Genomic DNA, 15,489 nt, shown 5'->3' on the forward strand with positions numbered 1-15,489 from the left:
TTCACCGGCCTCCGACCGGCGCGTTCTGCGATCCGCGCACGTTCGTCGGATCGCCCTTCGGCAGGGCGCACCGCGCGGCGGTGTTCAGCGGCCGAGCCGACGTGTCGAGCCCGTCGCGGTAGCCGGTGCCGTAACCGGTGACGCACGGCGGCGGGTCGAAGAACGTCAGCGACAGCCCGATGTGCGCGCCGTCGGGCCCGACGATCGCGTTACCGGCGGCCACGGCCTTGGGCGCGGTGACGAGCAGTTGCTCGAGGCCGTTCTGCCGGGACTCCAGCACATCCGCGGTGCTCAGCAGATTCGCCAGCAGGACACCGAGATTCGGCCCGGCCTCCCGCAGCAGCGTGCTCACCTCGTTCGCCGCCGACGGCACCGCGGGAATGAGCTTCCGCAGGTCGCCGTCGGAGTTCTTGAGCGTCTCGGCGAGCAGCTTCGCGTTCGCGCCGAAGCTCCGGATCGCCTCCGCCTGCTGGATCTGGGTGTCGAGCACCGTATGCGCGTCGGTGACGAACGTCGTCAGCGGCGCGACGTGCGCGCTCGCCGCCTTGACGAACTCGATGCCCCTGCCCACGAGCTGGTCCAGCGCCGGGCCGGCGTCCGACGTCGCGTTGTACAGCTCGTCCACCACGGTGCGCAGCGCCGGCTTCGGCACCGACGCGGCGAAAGAGTCCACACTGGACAGAACGACGTCCACCGGCAGCGGGATCTTCGTGTCGTCCTGGGTGATCACCGACCCGTCGTGCAGCATCAGGCCGTTGTCGCGGCGCGGGCGCAGGTCGACGTACTGCTCGCCGACGGCGGACCGGTTCGCGACCACCGCTTCGGTGTCGGCCGGGACCTGCGGGGTGCCCGGGTCGATGGTCAGGTCCGCCTCCATCCCGGAGGCGATCAGCCGCAGGTCGCCGACACGCCCGATCGGCACCCCTCGGTAGGTGACCTCGGCGTTGGTGAAGATCCCGCCGCCACTGGTGAACCGCGCCTTGACGGTGTATCCGCGGTCGAGCACCAGCTTGTCGAGCCCGGCGTAGGTCGCCCCGACGTAGGCGACGCCGAGCACGGCGATGATCACGAACACCACCACCTGCGCCCGGACGAGCTTGGTCAGCATCAGCGGCCACCCTGTGCCTTGAAGTCGAGGAACCCGTTCAGGTAATCGCCGCGGATGGCGTCGAGCGCTGCGTCGGGGAACGGGTAGGTGAAGATCATCTCCATCGCCTTCGGCAGTTTGTCCCCCGAGTCGGCCAGCCGCCGCAGCATCGGTTCGAGCGCCTTGAGATCGGCGACGAGGTCGTTCTTGCTGCGGTTGACGGTGTCGACCGCCACCGAGGTGAGCCCGTCCAGCGACTTCAGCATCCCGACCAGCGCCTGGCGTTGCTGGTTGAGCACGTCGATGCCCGGCGTCAGCCCGTTGAGCGTCGTCTTGATCTTGTCGGTGTTCGCGTTCAACGTCCCGGCGAGCTTGTTGACGCTCTCGATCGCGCGGGTGATCTCGGACTTGTGCTCGTCGAGACCGCGTACGAAGGTGTCCAAACTGGACAGCAGGCTGCGCGCGGCCGTCTCCTTGCCGCCGAGCGCGTCGTTGAGCTGGTGGCTGATGTTCTGGACCTGCGCGACGCCACCGCCGTTGAGCAGCAGCGAAAGCGCGCCGAAGACCTCTTCGATCTCCGGGGTGAGCGACGAGCGGTCGAGCGGGATGACCGCGCCGTCGACCAGCCGCCCGTGCGGGCTGGCATCGCCGGGCGCCGCGAGTTCGACGAACTTCTCGCCGAGGATGCTCGCCTGCCGCAGCCGCGCCACGGCGTTGGCCGGGAGCCGCACGTCGCCGTTGATCAGCAGCCCCACCACCGCGCTGCGGCCGTCCGGCGCCAGCTCGACCGTCCGCACCTGGCCGACCGGGACGTCGTTGACCTTGACCCCGGACTGCGGCACGAGGTCCAGCACATTGGTGAAACTGGCCGTGACGTGGATCGGGTGCTCGCCGAGCGTGGCACCGCCGGGCAGCGGGATGTCGTAGACGTCGACCCCGGCGCTGCACCCCGTCGCGGCCAGCGTGACCGCCAGCACGGCGGCGACCTTCAGCTGCCGTTTCATTTCACCCCCGAGAACTCGGTCAGGTTCCCGCGGCCGTCGATGGTCCCGTCCGCCTGGTTGTACGCGCCGAGCAGGTTCGTCAGCGCGTTCGGCGCGGTATCGAGCGCTTCGCCCAGCGACGCCTTCTGCTGGGCGAGCACCTTGGTGATCTCGGCCAGCTTGTCCACATCGGACTTGACCTTGCCGCGGTTGTCCTTGATGAAGCCCTGCACCACGCCCAGCGCCTGGGTCAGCTCGTTGAGTGCTCCGGAGAACTGGTCCCGCTGGTCGGCGAGGATCTTGCTGAGCGACGCCACTTGCTGGATGGCTTGTTTCACCTGGCCGTCGTTCGCGGCGAGCATGGCGGTGAACTTGCTGATGTTGTCGACGGAGTTGAACAGGTCGTCCTTGGAATCGCTCGCCGTGCGGGCGAACTCGCCGAGGTTCTTGATCGCCTGCCCCAGCGGCTTTCCGTTGCCGTCCATGTACTTCGCGGCGTTGGTCAGCACGTCGCTCACCGCGCCGTCCTTGTTGGCGCCCTGCGGCCCGAGCGCGGTCATCAGCTGGTGGAGGCTGCCCAGCAGCTGGTCCACCTCCACCGGCGTCGCCGTGCGCGCGGGCGGGATCCGGCCGCCCGCACCCAGTTCCGGCCCGTTCGTGTACACCGGCGTCAGCTGCACGTACCGGTCGGCGACGAGGCTCGGCGTGATGACGACGGCGCCGACGTCGGCGGGCAGCTTCAGCTCGGGCCGCAGCGACATGGTCACCTCGACGTCGGTGCCCTTCGGCTCGACCTTGGTCACCGAGCCGACCGCGACGCCGAGCACCCGGACGTCGGAGTTCGGGTAGATCCCGACCGCCGCGGTGAAGGACGCGATCAGCGTCCGGTCGGCGGGTTTCGTCACCAACGGCCACACCGCGGTGACCAGCAGCCCGGCCACGACGACGACCGCGAGCCGCCGCAGCCAGGCTCGGCGGCGGTCCCGCGCGCCGAGATCGACGAGCATGAGATGACGGGCCATCAGCGTCCCCCGTTCCTCGACGGCATGCAGCTGCCGGGTGTGGTGCCGGTCGGGACGAGCCCGCAGATGTAGGTGTCGATCCAGCGCCCGTTGCCGACCGCGTTGCCCAGCAGCCGGTAGAACGGCCCGGCCAGCCGCAGGCTGTCGTTGAGCTTGTCCTGGTTGCGCTGCAACACGGTCGCGACGCGGTCGAGCTGATCCAGCGCGGGCCCGAGCGTCTTCTGGTTGTCCGCCACCAGCCCCTTGAGCTGCACCGCCAGGTTCTTCACCCCGCTGAACAGCTTCGCGATGGCGTCCTTGCGCGCGTTCAGCTCGGTGAGCAGGGTGTTCCCGTTGCGGATGAGCGACTCGATCTGCTGCGAGCGTTCGCCCAGGGTCTTGGACACCTTGTTCGTATTGGCGAACAGCTTCACCAGCTCGTCGTCGCGCGACGCGAGGGTCTTCGACAGCGCGGTGATGCCGTCGAAGGCCGTCCGCACGTCCTGCGGCGCCGACGCGCCGAGCGTGCTCGACAAGGTCCGGAACGCCTCCGCGAGCTGGTTCGTGTCGATCGCGCCGACGGTGCTGGCGAGATCGTTGAACACCGCAGTGACGTCATACGGCGCCGTGGTGCGCTCCGGCGGAATCGGCTGATCCGGGTCGAGTTCGGCGTTGCCCACCGGGTCGAGCACGAGATTCTTCTGTCCCAGCAACGTCTTGATCTTGATCGAGGCGGTGGTCCGGTTGCCCACCCAGGTGTCCTTGACCCGGAAGAGCACCTTGACGTGATCCCCGGCCAGCTGGACGTCGGTGACCTCGCCGACCTTCACCCCGGCCACGCGGACCTCGTCGTTGGGCTTGAGACCGGCGGCCTCGTGGAACTCCGCCGCGTACGTCGTCCCGCCGCCGATGAACGGCAGGTCGTCGGAGAAGAACGTCGCCGAGCCGAGGATCGCCATCAGCAACGCCGTCACGGCGCCGACCGCGATCGGATTACGCGCGCGGAAAGGCTTGATACGAGGCGCTTTCATCGGCACCGTCCCTGCGTGACCGGTATCCCGACGGGCGGGCCGCCCGGAGCGGGCGCCGCGTCGGAACGCACCGAGCACAGGTAGAAGTTGAACCACGAGCCGTAGGACACGAGCGTGCCGATGCGGTCGAGCTTCTTCGGCAGGTTCGCGATGAACTGCTCGAACACCGGGGTGTTGTCGGCGAGGTTCTTCGACAGGTCGCCCAGGGTGGTAATGCTGTCCTTGAGCGGCTGACGGCCCTCCTGGAGCAGGTTCGCGGTGGCGGTGCTCAGCTCGCCGAGGCCGCCGATGGCCTGTCCGATCGGCTTCGCGTCGCCGGCGAGACCCGTCACCAGCTGCGCCGTCGTGTCGACGAGCTTGTCGAACTGGTCGCCTTGGGAGTTGAGCGTGTCGAGCACGGTGTTGAGGTTCCCGATCACCTTGCCGATCACCTCGTCCTTGCCCGCCAGCGTGGAGGTCAGCGACGCGGTGTGCTTGAGCAGGCTGTCGATCGTGGCGCCCTCGCCCTGCAGGACCTGGACGATCTCGAAGGACAGCTGGTTGACGTCGTTCGGCGAGAGCGCCTGGAACAGCGGTTTGAACCCGTTGAACAACGCGGTGAGGTCCAGCGCGGGATGGGTGCGCTCCGGCGGGATCAGCGCGTCCTCGGCCAAGGTGGTCGAGGTGCCGGTTTCCCCGGGATCCACCGCCAGGTACCGCTGTCCGACGAGGTTGCGGTAGCGGATGGTGACCGACGCCGACGACCAGAGCCGGTGCTTCACGTCCACCGAGAACTTCACGTCCGCCAGCCGGTGCTCCACCACCGCCACCGAGTCGACCTGGCCGATGCGCACGCCCGACATGCGGACCTCGTCCCCGGGGTTGACCGAGGTCGCGTCGGTGAACCTCGCGGTGTAGCCGATCGTCGTGCCCACCCCGGAGTTCGCGATGGTGATGGCCAGGATCCCGGTGGCGACCGCGGTGATCACGAAGAAGATCAGGCCCTTGATCGCCGGGCCCACGACATTCCTCATTGGACGGTCACCTCCGTGCCCCGCAACGCGGGCCCGGCCAGGACACTGCTCCAGTCCGGGACCTCCGGCGGCCGCACCCCGAGCGACGGCGCGAGGATCTCGGCGACCAGCCCCCGCTCCCCCGCCGAGTTCGCCGGGCCGAGATCACCGTCGGTGGCGAAGGCGGGCGCGGCCGAGGTACCGCCTCCGCCGTAACAACGCGGGCCACCCTTCTGGTTGTAGACCGGGTTGTCCCGGCCGGGCACGTACTTGTCCCGCGGATCGTGGACCGACAGCTTCACGTGCAGGCCCGGTTCGTTCGTGCCCTTCCCCAGTGCCTTCTCCATCACCGGTTTCAGCCGGTTCACCGCGTCGAACAGGCACGGGAACTCCGGGGAATAACGGGAAAGCAGCTCGAGCGTCGGCCTGCTCTTGACGCTGACGCCGATGATGTTGTCCTTGTTCTTCACCAGGAACCCGTTCAGGTCGCCGGACGCGGTGGTGACACTCTTGTACAGCGCGTCGAGGTCGGCCCGGGTGTCCACAATGGTCTTGGCGGTGGTGGAAAGGTCGGACAGCGCTTGCAGGATGTCCGGCGCCGCGCCGGTGTAGAGATCCGCGGCGTCGGCGAGGCCGGTGATGTCGGCCTTGAACTGCGGCATCAGCGGGTTCACCTTCCCCAGCAGATCATTGAGCTGGACTATGCTGTCCCCCAACGGTTTCCCGCGGTTGTCGAGCGCCTGCGAGATCGCTCCGAGCGAGCTGTTGAGCTTCTGCGGCTGCACCGCGCGCAGCAGCGGGAGCAGGTCGCCGAGCACCCGCTCCAGTTCGATCGCGTTGGCCGAGTGATCCTGGACGATGACGTCGCCGGAGCGCAGCGACCCGCCCGCGGGCTGGTCGGGCAGCACGAGGTTGACGTACCGCTCGCCGAACACCGTCTTCGGCAGCAGCCGCGCGGAAACGTTCCGCGGGAGCTGAGCGATCTTCGCGGGGTCGAGCGCGAGGTCGATCTCCGCCCCGGACGCGCTGCTGCGCACCGCCCGCACCTCGCCGAACGGCACGCCCTTGACCTTCACCTCCGCCGGCGGCGCCAGCTGGTTGCCGACCCGGTCGGTCTTGAGCGTGACCACCTCGACGCGCTCGAAGTCCTTGTTGTAGACCGCGACCGCGAACCAGCCGAGCAGCACCAGGATGGCGAGGAAGGCCACCCCGGCGGTCTGGGTCCGGAACCGCCTGCTCATCCGGACACCTTCACCGTCGTGGTGGAACCCCAGATCGCCAGGCTGAGGAACAGGTCCAGGACGCTGATGAGCACGATCGACGTCCGGACCGCGCGGCCGACCGCGACGCCGACCCCGGCGGGGCCACCGGAGGCGCGGTAGCCGTAGAAGCAGTGCGTGAGGATGACGCCGACGCTGAACACCAGCACCTTCCCGAACGACCACAGGACGTCACCCGGGGGCAGGAACAGCGTGAAGTAGTGGTCGTAGGTGCCGCCGGACTGGCCGAAGAACACCACCGTGGTCACGCGCGAACCGAGGTAGGAGATCAGCAGGCCGATGACGTACAGCGGGATGATCGCGATGAACCCGGCGACGATCCGGGTGGTGACGAGGTACGGCATGCTGCGCACCGCCATCACCTCGAGCGCGTCGATCTCCTCGGAGATCCGCATCGCGCCCAGCTGCGCGGTGAACCCGGCCCCGACCGTCGCGGACAGCGCGAGCCCCGCCGACAGCGGCGCGATCTCCCTGGTGTTGAAGTACGCGGTCAGGAAGCCGGTCATCGCGGAGATGTTGATCTGGTTCAGCGCGCTGAACCCCTGCAGGCCCACCGTGATCCCGGTGAACACGCACAGGCCGACCATCACACCGACGGTGCCGCCGATGACGGCGAGCGCGCCGCTGCCGAAGGTGACCTCGGCCAGCAGCCGCACCACCTCACGGAAGTAACGGGTCACCGCCATCGGGGTGGCGGCGAGCGCGCGCACGTAGAACAGCAGCTGGTCGCCGAGCTCGAAGAGGCTGTTGCCGGGCCGCTTGAGCGCGTCGCGGGCGCGTTCGGGAACGCTGGTCACGGATTCAGGTTCCCTTCGCCGGGACGAGCTGCAGGTACAGCGCGGTGAGGATGGTGTTGACGAAGAACAGCAGCAGGAACGTGATCACCACCGACTGGTTGACGACGTCGCCGACCCCCTTCGGCCCGCCCTTCGGGTTGAGTCCCCGGTAGGAGGCCACCACCCCGGCGAGGAAGCCGAAGATGAACGCCTTGATCGTGCTGACCGCCAGATCGGGCAGCTGGGCCAGCGCGTTGAAGCTGGCCAGGTACGCACCAGGGGTCCCGCCCTGCACCACGACGTTGAAGAAGTAGCCGCCGAGCACGCCGACGACGCTGACCAATCCGTTGAGCAGCACCGAAACCCCGATGGCGGCCTGGACCCTCGGCACGATGAGGCGGTGGATCGGCGAGACGCCGAGCACCTCCATCGCGTCGATCTCCTCGCGGATGGTGCGGGCGCCGAGATCGGCGCAGATCGCGCTGCCACCAGCGCCGGAGATGATCAGCGTCGTCACGATCGGGCTCGCCTGCTGCACGACGGCGAGCACGCTGGCCGCGCCGTTGAACTGCTGGGCACCGATCTGGCTGGTCAGCGAGCCGAGCTGGAGCGAAAGGACCGCGCCGAACGGGATCGAGACCAGGATCGCCGGCGTGATCGAGACGCTGGCGATGAACCAGAACTGCTGGATGAACTCGCGGATCTGCACCGGGCGCCGGAACATCGCGAGGATGACGTCGAGGCCCATCGCGCACATCCGGCCGAATTCGCGGAGTGCGTTCGCGGCCTTCTCCGGTGCGCGGGCAAGCAGGGTGGCTGGGCTCGTCATGTCAGGCACCACAACCGTTCGGCGGACCGCCGGAGCCGATACAGCGCAGCTTGAGGTTCGTCACCAGGGTGTTGCCGGGCCCCGAAACGAGGCCGGTGAGCAACGGGCTGAGGTCCTCACGAACGCCACAGCCCGCGAACGGCGGTGTCGCGAAGGTCGTGGTGACCTTGGCGGGCGGCGGGTTGTTCGCCTGCAACGGCAGGATCGCCTTGATCGTCACGGACGCGGGCTGCGCGGTGCGGCAGTTCGGGCCGACGTCGAGGACCTTGCCGTCCACCTTGACGTTCGACAGCTTGATGAACACCTTCGACGTGACCTCGGAGTCGGCGCAGAGGCTCGTCCCGACCGCCTTGCACTGGTCGCTGGGCAGGATCAGCACGGTGCCGGTGGAATCGCCATCCGGGACCAGCTCGACCGTGCCGGTGGCGGGCATGAACCGGAACGACACGAAGTAGCTCGACGTCACCGGGATCGACAGCTTCCCGGTGATCGGCACCCGCCCGGACATGCCGAGGATCGCGCCGTCGAACCGGCCCTGCGGGAAGGTGATGTCCGAACCGAGCTTGGCGACGTGACTCGTCGTCGGCTGCTGCTCGTCCCCGACGTAGAACCCGAACGGCAGGCGGAAATCGGCGGCAGGCGCCTGCGGGGCGGCTGCCACCGCGCCGGGCGCGGGATCGGCGGAGGACGCGGAAGCCAGCGACAGCGTGACCAGCCCCAGCACCGCCGGGAACAGGAAAGCGCGCGAAACGCGCCCTATCATCGCTGACATTCGGGCTTCCTCACTTCGAATTCCCCGGCCGATCGGCCACTGGAAGAGCACGTTACTGGCGGGCCAGCACGGAAACAAGGAATACCGACACTTCGCCGGGGAAAGGGTTTTTCTTGTTATCCGACTGACTGTCCGGGGATGCTCCTTTCTCGTGCTGGATCACAAATTTCGCCGCCCCGGACACCGGAAAGGCCGCCACGAGTGCGCCGGGAGCACACGCGGCGGCCTGTTCCTGAACTACCGCGGGAGACTCACTGCTACGCCTGGTTCGCTTCGAGGAGGTTTCCCGCACCCGAAGCGAGCACGCCGGGGCACGGCTCGATCGTGGTGGCGCCGCCCAGTGCCAGCCCGGCGGCCGAGTCCGCGGGAACGGCGACGCCCACCTCGAACGTGATCGGGCCTGCCGTCTTCCCCGCCACCGCGTCACCGGGCAGTCCGGTGCCGATCTTCACCACGAGGGTCTGCTCGCCGATCAACGGGAACGGGCAGGTGCACTTCAGCGTGAGCGACGCCGCATGGCCCGGGTCCGCCCCAGCGATGCCCAGGGTGGCCGCGATCACGGCCGCGGCACCGGCCACCGTCGCGTGGAAGGGTCTTTTCGACTTCGGCGAGAACTTCACATCGGTCACTCCCGGAAAACGAGATAATCACGGCGACGGAGCCGAAACACGCCAGCGGCCAAAGTACCTCCGGTACCACACCCCGGCAATCACCCCGGGGAGCTTTTGTCACGCCGGTCAGTGCCCCGTGCGCCGGAACTGTCACTCCGGAAGCCGTCGCGGTTTTTGTGATCCGCATACGGGGATCGCGGGCCGGAATTGTCACGCGGGCCGCCAGTAGCCGGGAATTCATTGCGGACACACCGGGCCGCTGGGTACTTTCGGCCGAACCGAACCAGGGAGCGGCGATGGAGCAGGCTGCCATCGAGGTGACCGGCCTCGCCAAGAAGTACGGGGAAGTGACCGCCCTCGCCGACGTCACCCTGCGGGTCGGGCGCGGCACGGTGCTCGCCGTCCTCGGCCACAACGGCGCGGGGAAGACCACGCTCATCGACATCCTCAGCACCCGGACCCGGCCGAGCGGGGGCAGCGCGCGGGTGTGCGGTTTCGACGTCGTGCGTGCCGGGCGGCAGGTGCGGAAACGGATCGGGGTCACCGGCCAGTTCGCCGCGGTGGACGACGCCCTGTCCGGACGCGGCAACCTCGAACTCGTCGCCCGGCTGCTGGGTGCGAACCCGCGCCAGGCCCGTGCCCGGTCGACCGAGCTGCTCGCCGCGTTCGGCCTGGAAGACGCGGCGAACCGCCCGGCGAAGACGTACTCCGGTGGCATGCGGCGGCGCCTCGATCTCGCCGCGGGCCTCGTCGGCGACCCGGAAGTCCTCTTCCTGGACGAGCCGACCACCGGGCTCGACCCGATCAGCCGCGCCGGACTGTGGAGCACCGTCGAGCGGCTGGCCGCGCGAGGCACCACTGTCGTGCTCACCACGCAGTACCTCGAAGAAGCCGACCGGCTCGCCGACCACGTCGTCGTGCTGGGCCTGGGCCACGTCACGATTTCCGGGCGGCCGGCGCAGCTGAAGGCCCGCCTCGGCGAGCGGACCGCGACCCTGACCTTCGGCACGGACCTCGCGGCTCGCCGCGCACTGACCACGTTGAGCAAACTGGGCATGCGCTGCACCAGTGCAGCGTCCGGCCTGGTGCTCGGCGTCGCGCTGTCAGGCCCGGCCGACGTGCCGGTGCTCGTCCGAGCCCTCGACGCGGCCGGCGCGCCGCTGCGGGATCTCACCGTCGCCGAGCCGACGCTGGACGACGTCTACCTTTCCCTGCACCAGAATCCGGCGGTACCGTGATGACCGAGGCACGGCACCGGGCGACCTCGCGAGTCGCGCTGACGAATCCCGCGGCCTGGCCGGACAGCGGTTTCGGCACCCAGGTCCGGGTGCTCGCCGCCCGGTCGCTGCGGACCGCGTTCGGCGACCGGCGGCTGGTGTTCTTCGGGCTCCTGCAGCCGATCGTGCTACTTTTGCTGTTCAGCCAGGTTTTCAGCGGTGTCAGCACGCTTCCCGGCGTCGCGGCCTACCAGGGCTATGTGAACTTCCTCGTCCCGGCCACCCTGGTGAACATCGCGATGACCACGGCGATGAGTTCGGGCGCCGGCCTGCTCGCGGAGATCTACAGCGGTTTCACCGGGCGTCTGCGGTGCCTGCCCATCAGCCTTTCGGCCGTGCTGGTGGCCCGCACCATCGCCGATTCCGCGCGGCTCGGTGTCCAGCTGCTGGTGACCGTCGTCGCGAGCGTGGCCCTGCTCGGTTTCCGGCCGACCGGCGGGATACTCGGCGTCACCGCGGCGCTGGTGCTGACCCTCGTCGTCGGCTGGTGCCTGAGCTGGGTGTTCGTCGCGATCACGACCTGGCTGCGCAAGGCGGAGACGCTGCAGATGGCGTCCTTTGTGGTCATGTTCCCGCTGATGTTCTCCTCCAGCGCCTACATGCCGCTCGACACCATGCCCGGCTGGCTGCGGGTGATCTCCGCGGTCAACCCGCTCACCTACGCCATCGACGCGGCCCGGGCGCTCGCACTGGGCAGGCCCTCGGGCTGGTCGATCCCGATCGCGCTGGGCATCGGAGCGGTCGCCGCGGTGGCGGGCGGCTGGGTCGCGGCCCGCACGTTCCGCTCGTCACGCGGCGCGGTGCTGCCGTAACGTCAGTGGAACTCGTTGGCACTCTCGTGATAGTCGACCGGAAAGCCGTCCGCGGTCAGGAAATCGTGCAGCCGCGCGGCCAGTTCGTCCTTGGCCGCACCGGCCTCCAGCCACGTGGTGACGGCGACCTCCCAGTCACCGTAAACCGAACGCCACGGCTTCAGCGTCCACGTCAGCGCGATGTGCCCACGAGAACCGTAGACAGCACCGACCTTCAGGTCACGGTCGGCGTTGACCCACCGCTGTTCGCCCTCCCAGCCACGAAAGTCCAGTTCGTCCACGAAGCGCGCAAGACCCCGGCCCATCACGAAGTTGGTGACGCTCTCCAGCCGGGCGTCCAGCCCCGGCGCCTGAGCCCGGACGACGAAGAACATACGACGGTCCAACGGGTGCACCGCCGCGTGACGTTCCCCGAAGGACACCGACACTGCCGGGTCCTGCTCGCAGCGGACCACGACCTCGGCGTCGTCGAGGCAGGCCAGTTCCGTCTCGGGCCGCAACCAGGCGTGCGGGCACTTCGTGATCACCCGGTGAGTCTACTCGCCGCCCGGCACACTCGTGGCCGACGTGATCACACCGCGTCCTGGGACTGTGACGGATCACGGCAAGGTGCGCCGGGAGCGCGAAGCTGTTCCGCGGAAACACTTTTGCGATCGCCGCGGTCGTGGTGACACTCCCGTCCCTTGAACGCCCCATCGCTCTGGCTGCTCGGTTTCGCTTATGCCACAAGGGCAAGGCAGAGAACGGCCCCCACCCGCACTTGTCACCAATCGTCGCCGCGGGTGGCTCTGCCGCCGGTCCGGAGAACGGAGGCAACGCCACCCCCTGTCCGGCGAGCTGGGGGAACCCCAGAAACTCCTTTTGAGCGATTTCACGACTGCGGGGTCCAGCGGCAGGAAGTTGTAGATCGCCGAGACGGACGCCCACACCTGCTCGGCGCTGCCGCCCAGGTCGAGCGTCTTGGTGGTCCATTCGACCGGCGCGAATCCGGCCGGGATGAGAATCTCGTCGATGCCTTCGCGGTCCCGGGTGCGCCGGTCGCCCAGCTGTGGCATCTGCTGGTCGGCTGGGGCGTTGTCGAGCACCAAGGCCAGCCGCCCGCCGGGGACCAGGACTCGCGCCAGCTCCGTGGCTACCCGGTCGATGTCGGGCATCAGCATGAACGCCAGATGCGAGACACACGCGTCGAAATCGCCGCCGGGAAAGGGCAGTTCCTGCGCCGCCCGCCGGTCAGGACGTACTCGGTGGCGTCCAGTTGCCAGCACACGTTCGGGGCAGGGTAGACGATTCGCCGCCATGCCGAGCGCGGTTTCTTCTTCGGCTCGCGGCGAGCGACGCCGGCCTCGCGGAAGATGCGCGCCAGCGACGCCGTGGAGGGGACCTGGTCCAGGCCCATCGCGCATCTTCTCGTGCACGCTGATGGGTCCGTGGTCCAGGCCGGAAGCCTCCAGCGCGGCACGCACCGCCACGGCCTGCTGCTTGATCTCGTCGCTCAGCTTCGAGGGGCTCGACCTCGGGCGCCGGGTCCGGGGCTCGAGCACCGCGGCGGGCCCGTCGGCCTTCGCGCGCTTGCGCAGCTCGTAGAACGACTTGCGGGAGATGCCGTGCTCGGCGCAGAACGTCGAGACCGCCCTGCGGGGCGCGTCCTCAGGCCACTGCGAGATCGCGAGGCGGACACGAGCATCGATGGGTTCACTGACAGCCACAGCCCGAGCCTCACGGCAAAAGTGTCACCACCAACCCCGCCCGAACTGTCACCGATCTCCTGATGCAGAACCGTCACCCATGTCCTGCAAGATGACAAGCCCGACCTACAGCTTCACTCGATCGTGTAGAACATATGTTCGAGAATCGGGGTAAAGTCGATGCTGTGAGTACCAGCGGCAGCACCCAGGAATCGCGCACCGAGTGGTGGCGCGAGGATGTGGGCTGCCTGCTGGACAGGCTCCTGGAGTCCGAGTGTGTGCAGCGTCGTGAGGCCGCGGTACAGGGCGAGGTCATGGCCGAACTCGAACGCCGCGGGATACGCGACACCACCGGCTACGGAAGTCTTGTGCGGCTACTGCAAGAGACGTTGAACATTCCCTACGCCGAAGCGAAGGCACGGGCGGCGCGAGCGTTGGCGTTGAACGGCACCCGCGACCTGACTTCCGGCGAGCAGCCACCTACTGCGCCCGCGACCGCGCAGGCCGCTGCCGAGGGCGCGGTCGGCGCCGCCCAGATCGACGAAATCCTCCGCGTGCTCGACAAACTCCCCAAGACCGTGTCAGCGGAAGATCGGGAGCAGGCAGAGAAAATCCTCGCCGAACTCGCCCGCGCCGCCGGACCCCGGGAGATCCGCGCCGCCGGGCGACGCCTGTTGAGCCAGCTCGACCCCGACGGGAAAGAGCCCAAAACCCGGGACCCGAAACCCTTCCAACCCGAGTTCTCCATCGCCCCACACCGCGATGGCGGACATCAGATCAAAGCCCGCGTGGATGACGAGACCTCCGCACGCCTGCAAGCGATGCTGGATCCACTCGCGAAACCCCGTCCCGCCACCGAAGAAGACGGACGCGACACCCGAACCCAGTGGGAACGGCGCGGCTGCGCCTTCTCCGAACTAGTACGGATGTGGGCCGAACACCCCGACCTACCCACCCAAGCCGGAGAAGCCACCCACATCGTCGTCACCGTCAGCCTGGAACAGCTGCGATCCGGGATCGGACAAGCCACCCTCGACCTACTCGGCGAAATCACCGCCGCCGAAGCACGACGACTCGCCTGCGACGCCAAGATCATCCCCATGGTCTTGGGCTCACACAGCGAACCCCTCGACGTCGGCCGGGCACAACGCCTCGCCACCCCGGCCATCCGACGGGCATTGATCCGCCGCGATGGCGGCTGCGCGTTCCCGGGGTGCGATGCGCCCGCTTACCGTTGTACGGCGCATCATGTGGTGTATTGGGCACATCATGGTGAGACCAAAGTGGACAATCTCGTGCTCTTATGTTCCGTCCACCACAAGCTCATCCACAGCTCCGAATGGGAAGTCCGCATCACCACCGACGGACTCCCCGAATTCATCCCGCCCGCCTGGCTCGACGCCACCCGCACACCACGACGCAACACCATCCACCTCAGAACCTGAGCCCGCGCGCGATCACGCCTCGGCGTTGGCTGCTACGCCGGACGCCCTCAACGGCAAGGCAGCCGGACGCGTCCTTTGTGGATCGTCACGCATGAAGCCCCATGAGAGCATTCGGCGAACCGGGGGAATGCGCGACTTGCGAGGCGCAGCATTACTCGCGGCACTTCTCCCGACGAGTGGGGCACTACCCCTATTTATCCTTTGTGGATTGATGGGACGTGAAGGCCTCCTTACCGGCGCTGAGCGCCGGTAAGGGCCCCTTCACGGCATTGTGGACGCTTCCAAGTATGCGACTCATGCGGTGAAAGGGGACCGCTGTGATTACCGATGCAGGAAAGCCGAACGCGATCCCCGGCGCTGAGGGGCCTTTCGTGTCTCGTCACGTGCGAAAAGGCTCTGCGGGCGCAAACCCGACCAGTGGTACCAGGCCCAACGCCCCAACGGAGCGTTCGCGACGCCGCGGAGTGCGTCTTACTCGTGGACTCATCGCGACGGCGGAGGATCGCCGCCCGCGGCGGCGTGCCCGATCACCGTCGCGAGCCCGAGATCGATGGCCCCGACGGCGGCCCTGCTCTCCGGCCCGAGACCGTGCCGTTCGGCCAGCCAGGCGGCCTCGGTGTAGGTCAGCCATACCCGGCCGTCCGCGTCCTCCCAGGCCAGCGCCTTCGCCGGGAGGTCGATGCCCGCGGTCTGCCGGTCGGCCATCAGCGGCGTCCCGCCCCGCGGATGCCCGAAGATCAGCAGCTCCGTCGGCCGCAGGGAAAGTCCGGCCTGCGCGGCGTTGCCCGCGTGGTCGATCCTGGCGAACACCATGAGACCGGCGGCGATGACGGCCTCGGCGAGCCGGTCGATCGTCTCGCGGACCGGGAGTTCGCACGCGACGGTGACCAGACCGGCGTCGCCCATGG

Annotated in this window: 16 protein-coding genes and 1 pseudogene; 3 read left to right on the top strand and 14 right to left on the bottom strand. The window is 68.4% G+C overall.

Annotated elements, in window-relative coordinates; genetic code table 11:
- Position 1: 1 nt before the first annotated feature.
- From ACFWX1_RS09415 to ACFWX1_RS09460, 10 genes are all read right to left on the bottom strand, one after another.
- Complete coding sequence (locus tag ACFWX1_RS09415; protein WP_378385574.1) at positions 2 to 1,108, bottom strand: MlaD family protein; 1,107 nt, start codon at positions 1,106 to 1,108, stop codon at positions 2 to 4.
- Positions 1,108 to 2,091, bottom strand: a complete 984-nt coding sequence (locus ACFWX1_RS09420; protein ID WP_378385576.1) for an MCE family protein — start codon at positions 2,089 to 2,091, stop codon at positions 1,108 to 1,110. Before ACFWX1_RS09420 ends, ACFWX1_RS09415 begins: the two co-directional genes overlap by 1 nt.
- Positions 2,088 to 3,092, bottom strand: a complete 1,005-nt coding sequence (locus tag ACFWX1_RS09425) for an MCE family protein (RefSeq protein ID WP_378385577.1) — start codon at positions 3,090 to 3,092, stop codon at positions 2,088 to 2,090. Before ACFWX1_RS09425 ends, ACFWX1_RS09420 begins: the two co-directional genes overlap by 4 nt.
- A complete protein-coding gene (locus tag ACFWX1_RS09430) occupies positions 3,092 to 4,102 on the bottom strand; it encodes an MCE family protein (RefSeq protein WP_378385579.1) in 1,011 nt (336 codons plus the stop codon). The genes ACFWX1_RS09425 and ACFWX1_RS09430 overlap by 1 nt, the downstream gene beginning before the upstream one ends.
- Positions 4,099 to 5,115, bottom strand: a complete 1,017-nt coding sequence (locus ACFWX1_RS09435; RefSeq protein WP_378385581.1) for an MCE family protein — start codon at positions 5,113 to 5,115, stop codon at positions 4,099 to 4,101. Before ACFWX1_RS09435 ends, ACFWX1_RS09430 begins: the two co-directional genes overlap by 4 nt.
- A complete protein-coding gene (locus ACFWX1_RS09440; protein WP_378385583.1) occupies positions 5,112 to 6,335 on the bottom strand; it encodes an MCE family protein in 1,224 nt (407 codons plus the stop codon). The genes ACFWX1_RS09435 and ACFWX1_RS09440 overlap by 4 nt, the downstream gene beginning before the upstream one ends.
- On the bottom strand, positions 6,332 to 7,171 hold the full coding sequence (locus ACFWX1_RS09445) for an MlaE family ABC transporter permease (RefSeq protein WP_378385585.1): 840 nt from the start codon (positions 7,169 to 7,171) through the stop codon (positions 6,332 to 6,334). The genes ACFWX1_RS09440 and ACFWX1_RS09445 overlap by 4 nt, the downstream gene beginning before the upstream one ends.
- 4 nt (positions 7,172 to 7,175) lie before the next feature.
- Positions 7,176 to 7,979, bottom strand: a complete 804-nt coding sequence (locus tag ACFWX1_RS09450; protein WP_378385587.1) for an MlaE family ABC transporter permease — start codon at positions 7,977 to 7,979, stop codon at positions 7,176 to 7,178.
- 1 nt (position 7,980) lies between these two features.
- The gene (locus ACFWX1_RS09455; protein WP_378385589.1) at positions 7,981 to 8,751 is read right to left on the bottom strand and encodes a hypothetical protein; all 771 of its coding nucleotides are present in this window, start codon (positions 8,749 to 8,751) and stop codon (positions 7,981 to 7,983) included.
- A 257-nt stretch (positions 8,752 to 9,008) separates the two neighbouring features.
- Positions 9,009 to 9,380: a DUF6801 domain-containing protein gene (locus ACFWX1_RS09460; protein ID WP_378385591.1), complete on the bottom strand. Its 372-nt coding sequence runs from the start codon at positions 9,378 to 9,380 to the stop codon at positions 9,009 to 9,011.
- Between the two features lie 278 nt (positions 9,381 to 9,658).
- On the opposite strand from ACFWX1_RS09460, the gene ACFWX1_RS09465 reads away from it, so the two are divergent.
- Both ACFWX1_RS09465 and ACFWX1_RS09470 read left to right on the top strand, forming a co-directional pair.
- Entirely contained in the window at positions 9,659 to 10,600 is a 942-nt protein-coding gene (locus ACFWX1_RS09465) for an ATP-binding cassette domain-containing protein (RefSeq protein WP_378385593.1), read from the top strand.
- Positions 10,600 to 11,451: an ABC transporter permease gene (locus ACFWX1_RS09470; protein WP_378385595.1), complete on the top strand. Its 852-nt coding sequence runs from the start codon at positions 10,600 to 10,602 to the stop codon at positions 11,449 to 11,451. Before ACFWX1_RS09465 ends, ACFWX1_RS09470 begins: the two co-directional genes overlap by 1 nt.
- A 2-nt stretch (positions 11,452 to 11,453) precedes the next feature.
- On the opposite strand, the gene ACFWX1_RS09475 is transcribed toward ACFWX1_RS09470, so the two are convergent.
- The 3 genes and pseudogenes from ACFWX1_RS09475 to ACFWX1_RS09485 form a co-directional block, all read right to left on the bottom strand.
- Positions 11,454 to 11,978, bottom strand: coding sequence for a DUF6228 family protein (locus ACFWX1_RS09475; RefSeq protein WP_378385597.1), 525 nt, complete (start codon positions 11,976 to 11,978; stop codon positions 11,454 to 11,456).
- Positions 11,979 to 12,050: 72 nt separating this feature from the next.
- Positions 12,051 to 12,749 (bottom strand): class I SAM-dependent methyltransferase, encoded by a 699-nt coding sequence (locus tag ACFWX1_RS09480; protein ID WP_378385599.1) that lies wholly within the window; start codon positions 12,747 to 12,749, stop codon positions 12,051 to 12,053.
- A pseudogene (locus ACFWX1_RS09485) lies at positions 12,668 to 13,115 on the bottom strand (helix-turn-helix domain-containing protein); the annotation flags it as partial. The gene ACFWX1_RS09480 and the pseudogene ACFWX1_RS09485, both read right to left, overlap by 82 nt.
- A 206-nt stretch (positions 13,116 to 13,321) precedes the next feature.
- Here ACFWX1_RS09485 and ACFWX1_RS09490 point away from each other — a divergent pair.
- The gene (locus tag ACFWX1_RS09490; RefSeq protein ID WP_378385601.1) at positions 13,322 to 14,581 is read left to right on the top strand and encodes a DUF222 domain-containing protein; all 1,260 of its coding nucleotides are present in this window, start codon (positions 13,322 to 13,324) and stop codon (positions 14,579 to 14,581) included.
- A 483-nt stretch (positions 14,582 to 15,064) separates the two neighbouring features.
- Here the strand turns inward: ACFWX1_RS09490 and ACFWX1_RS09495 are convergent, their stop codons facing one another.
- Entirely contained in the window at positions 15,065 to 15,487 is a 423-nt protein-coding gene (locus ACFWX1_RS09495; RefSeq protein WP_378385603.1) for a DUF302 domain-containing protein, read from the bottom strand.
- Positions 15,488 to 15,489 lie beyond the last annotated feature (2 nt).

This window comes from Amycolatopsis sp. NPDC059021 (genome assembly GCF_042739895.1).
In the GTDB taxonomy this organism is placed as follows: Bacteria; Actinomycetota; Actinomycetes; order Mycobacteriales; family Pseudonocardiaceae; genus Amycolatopsis.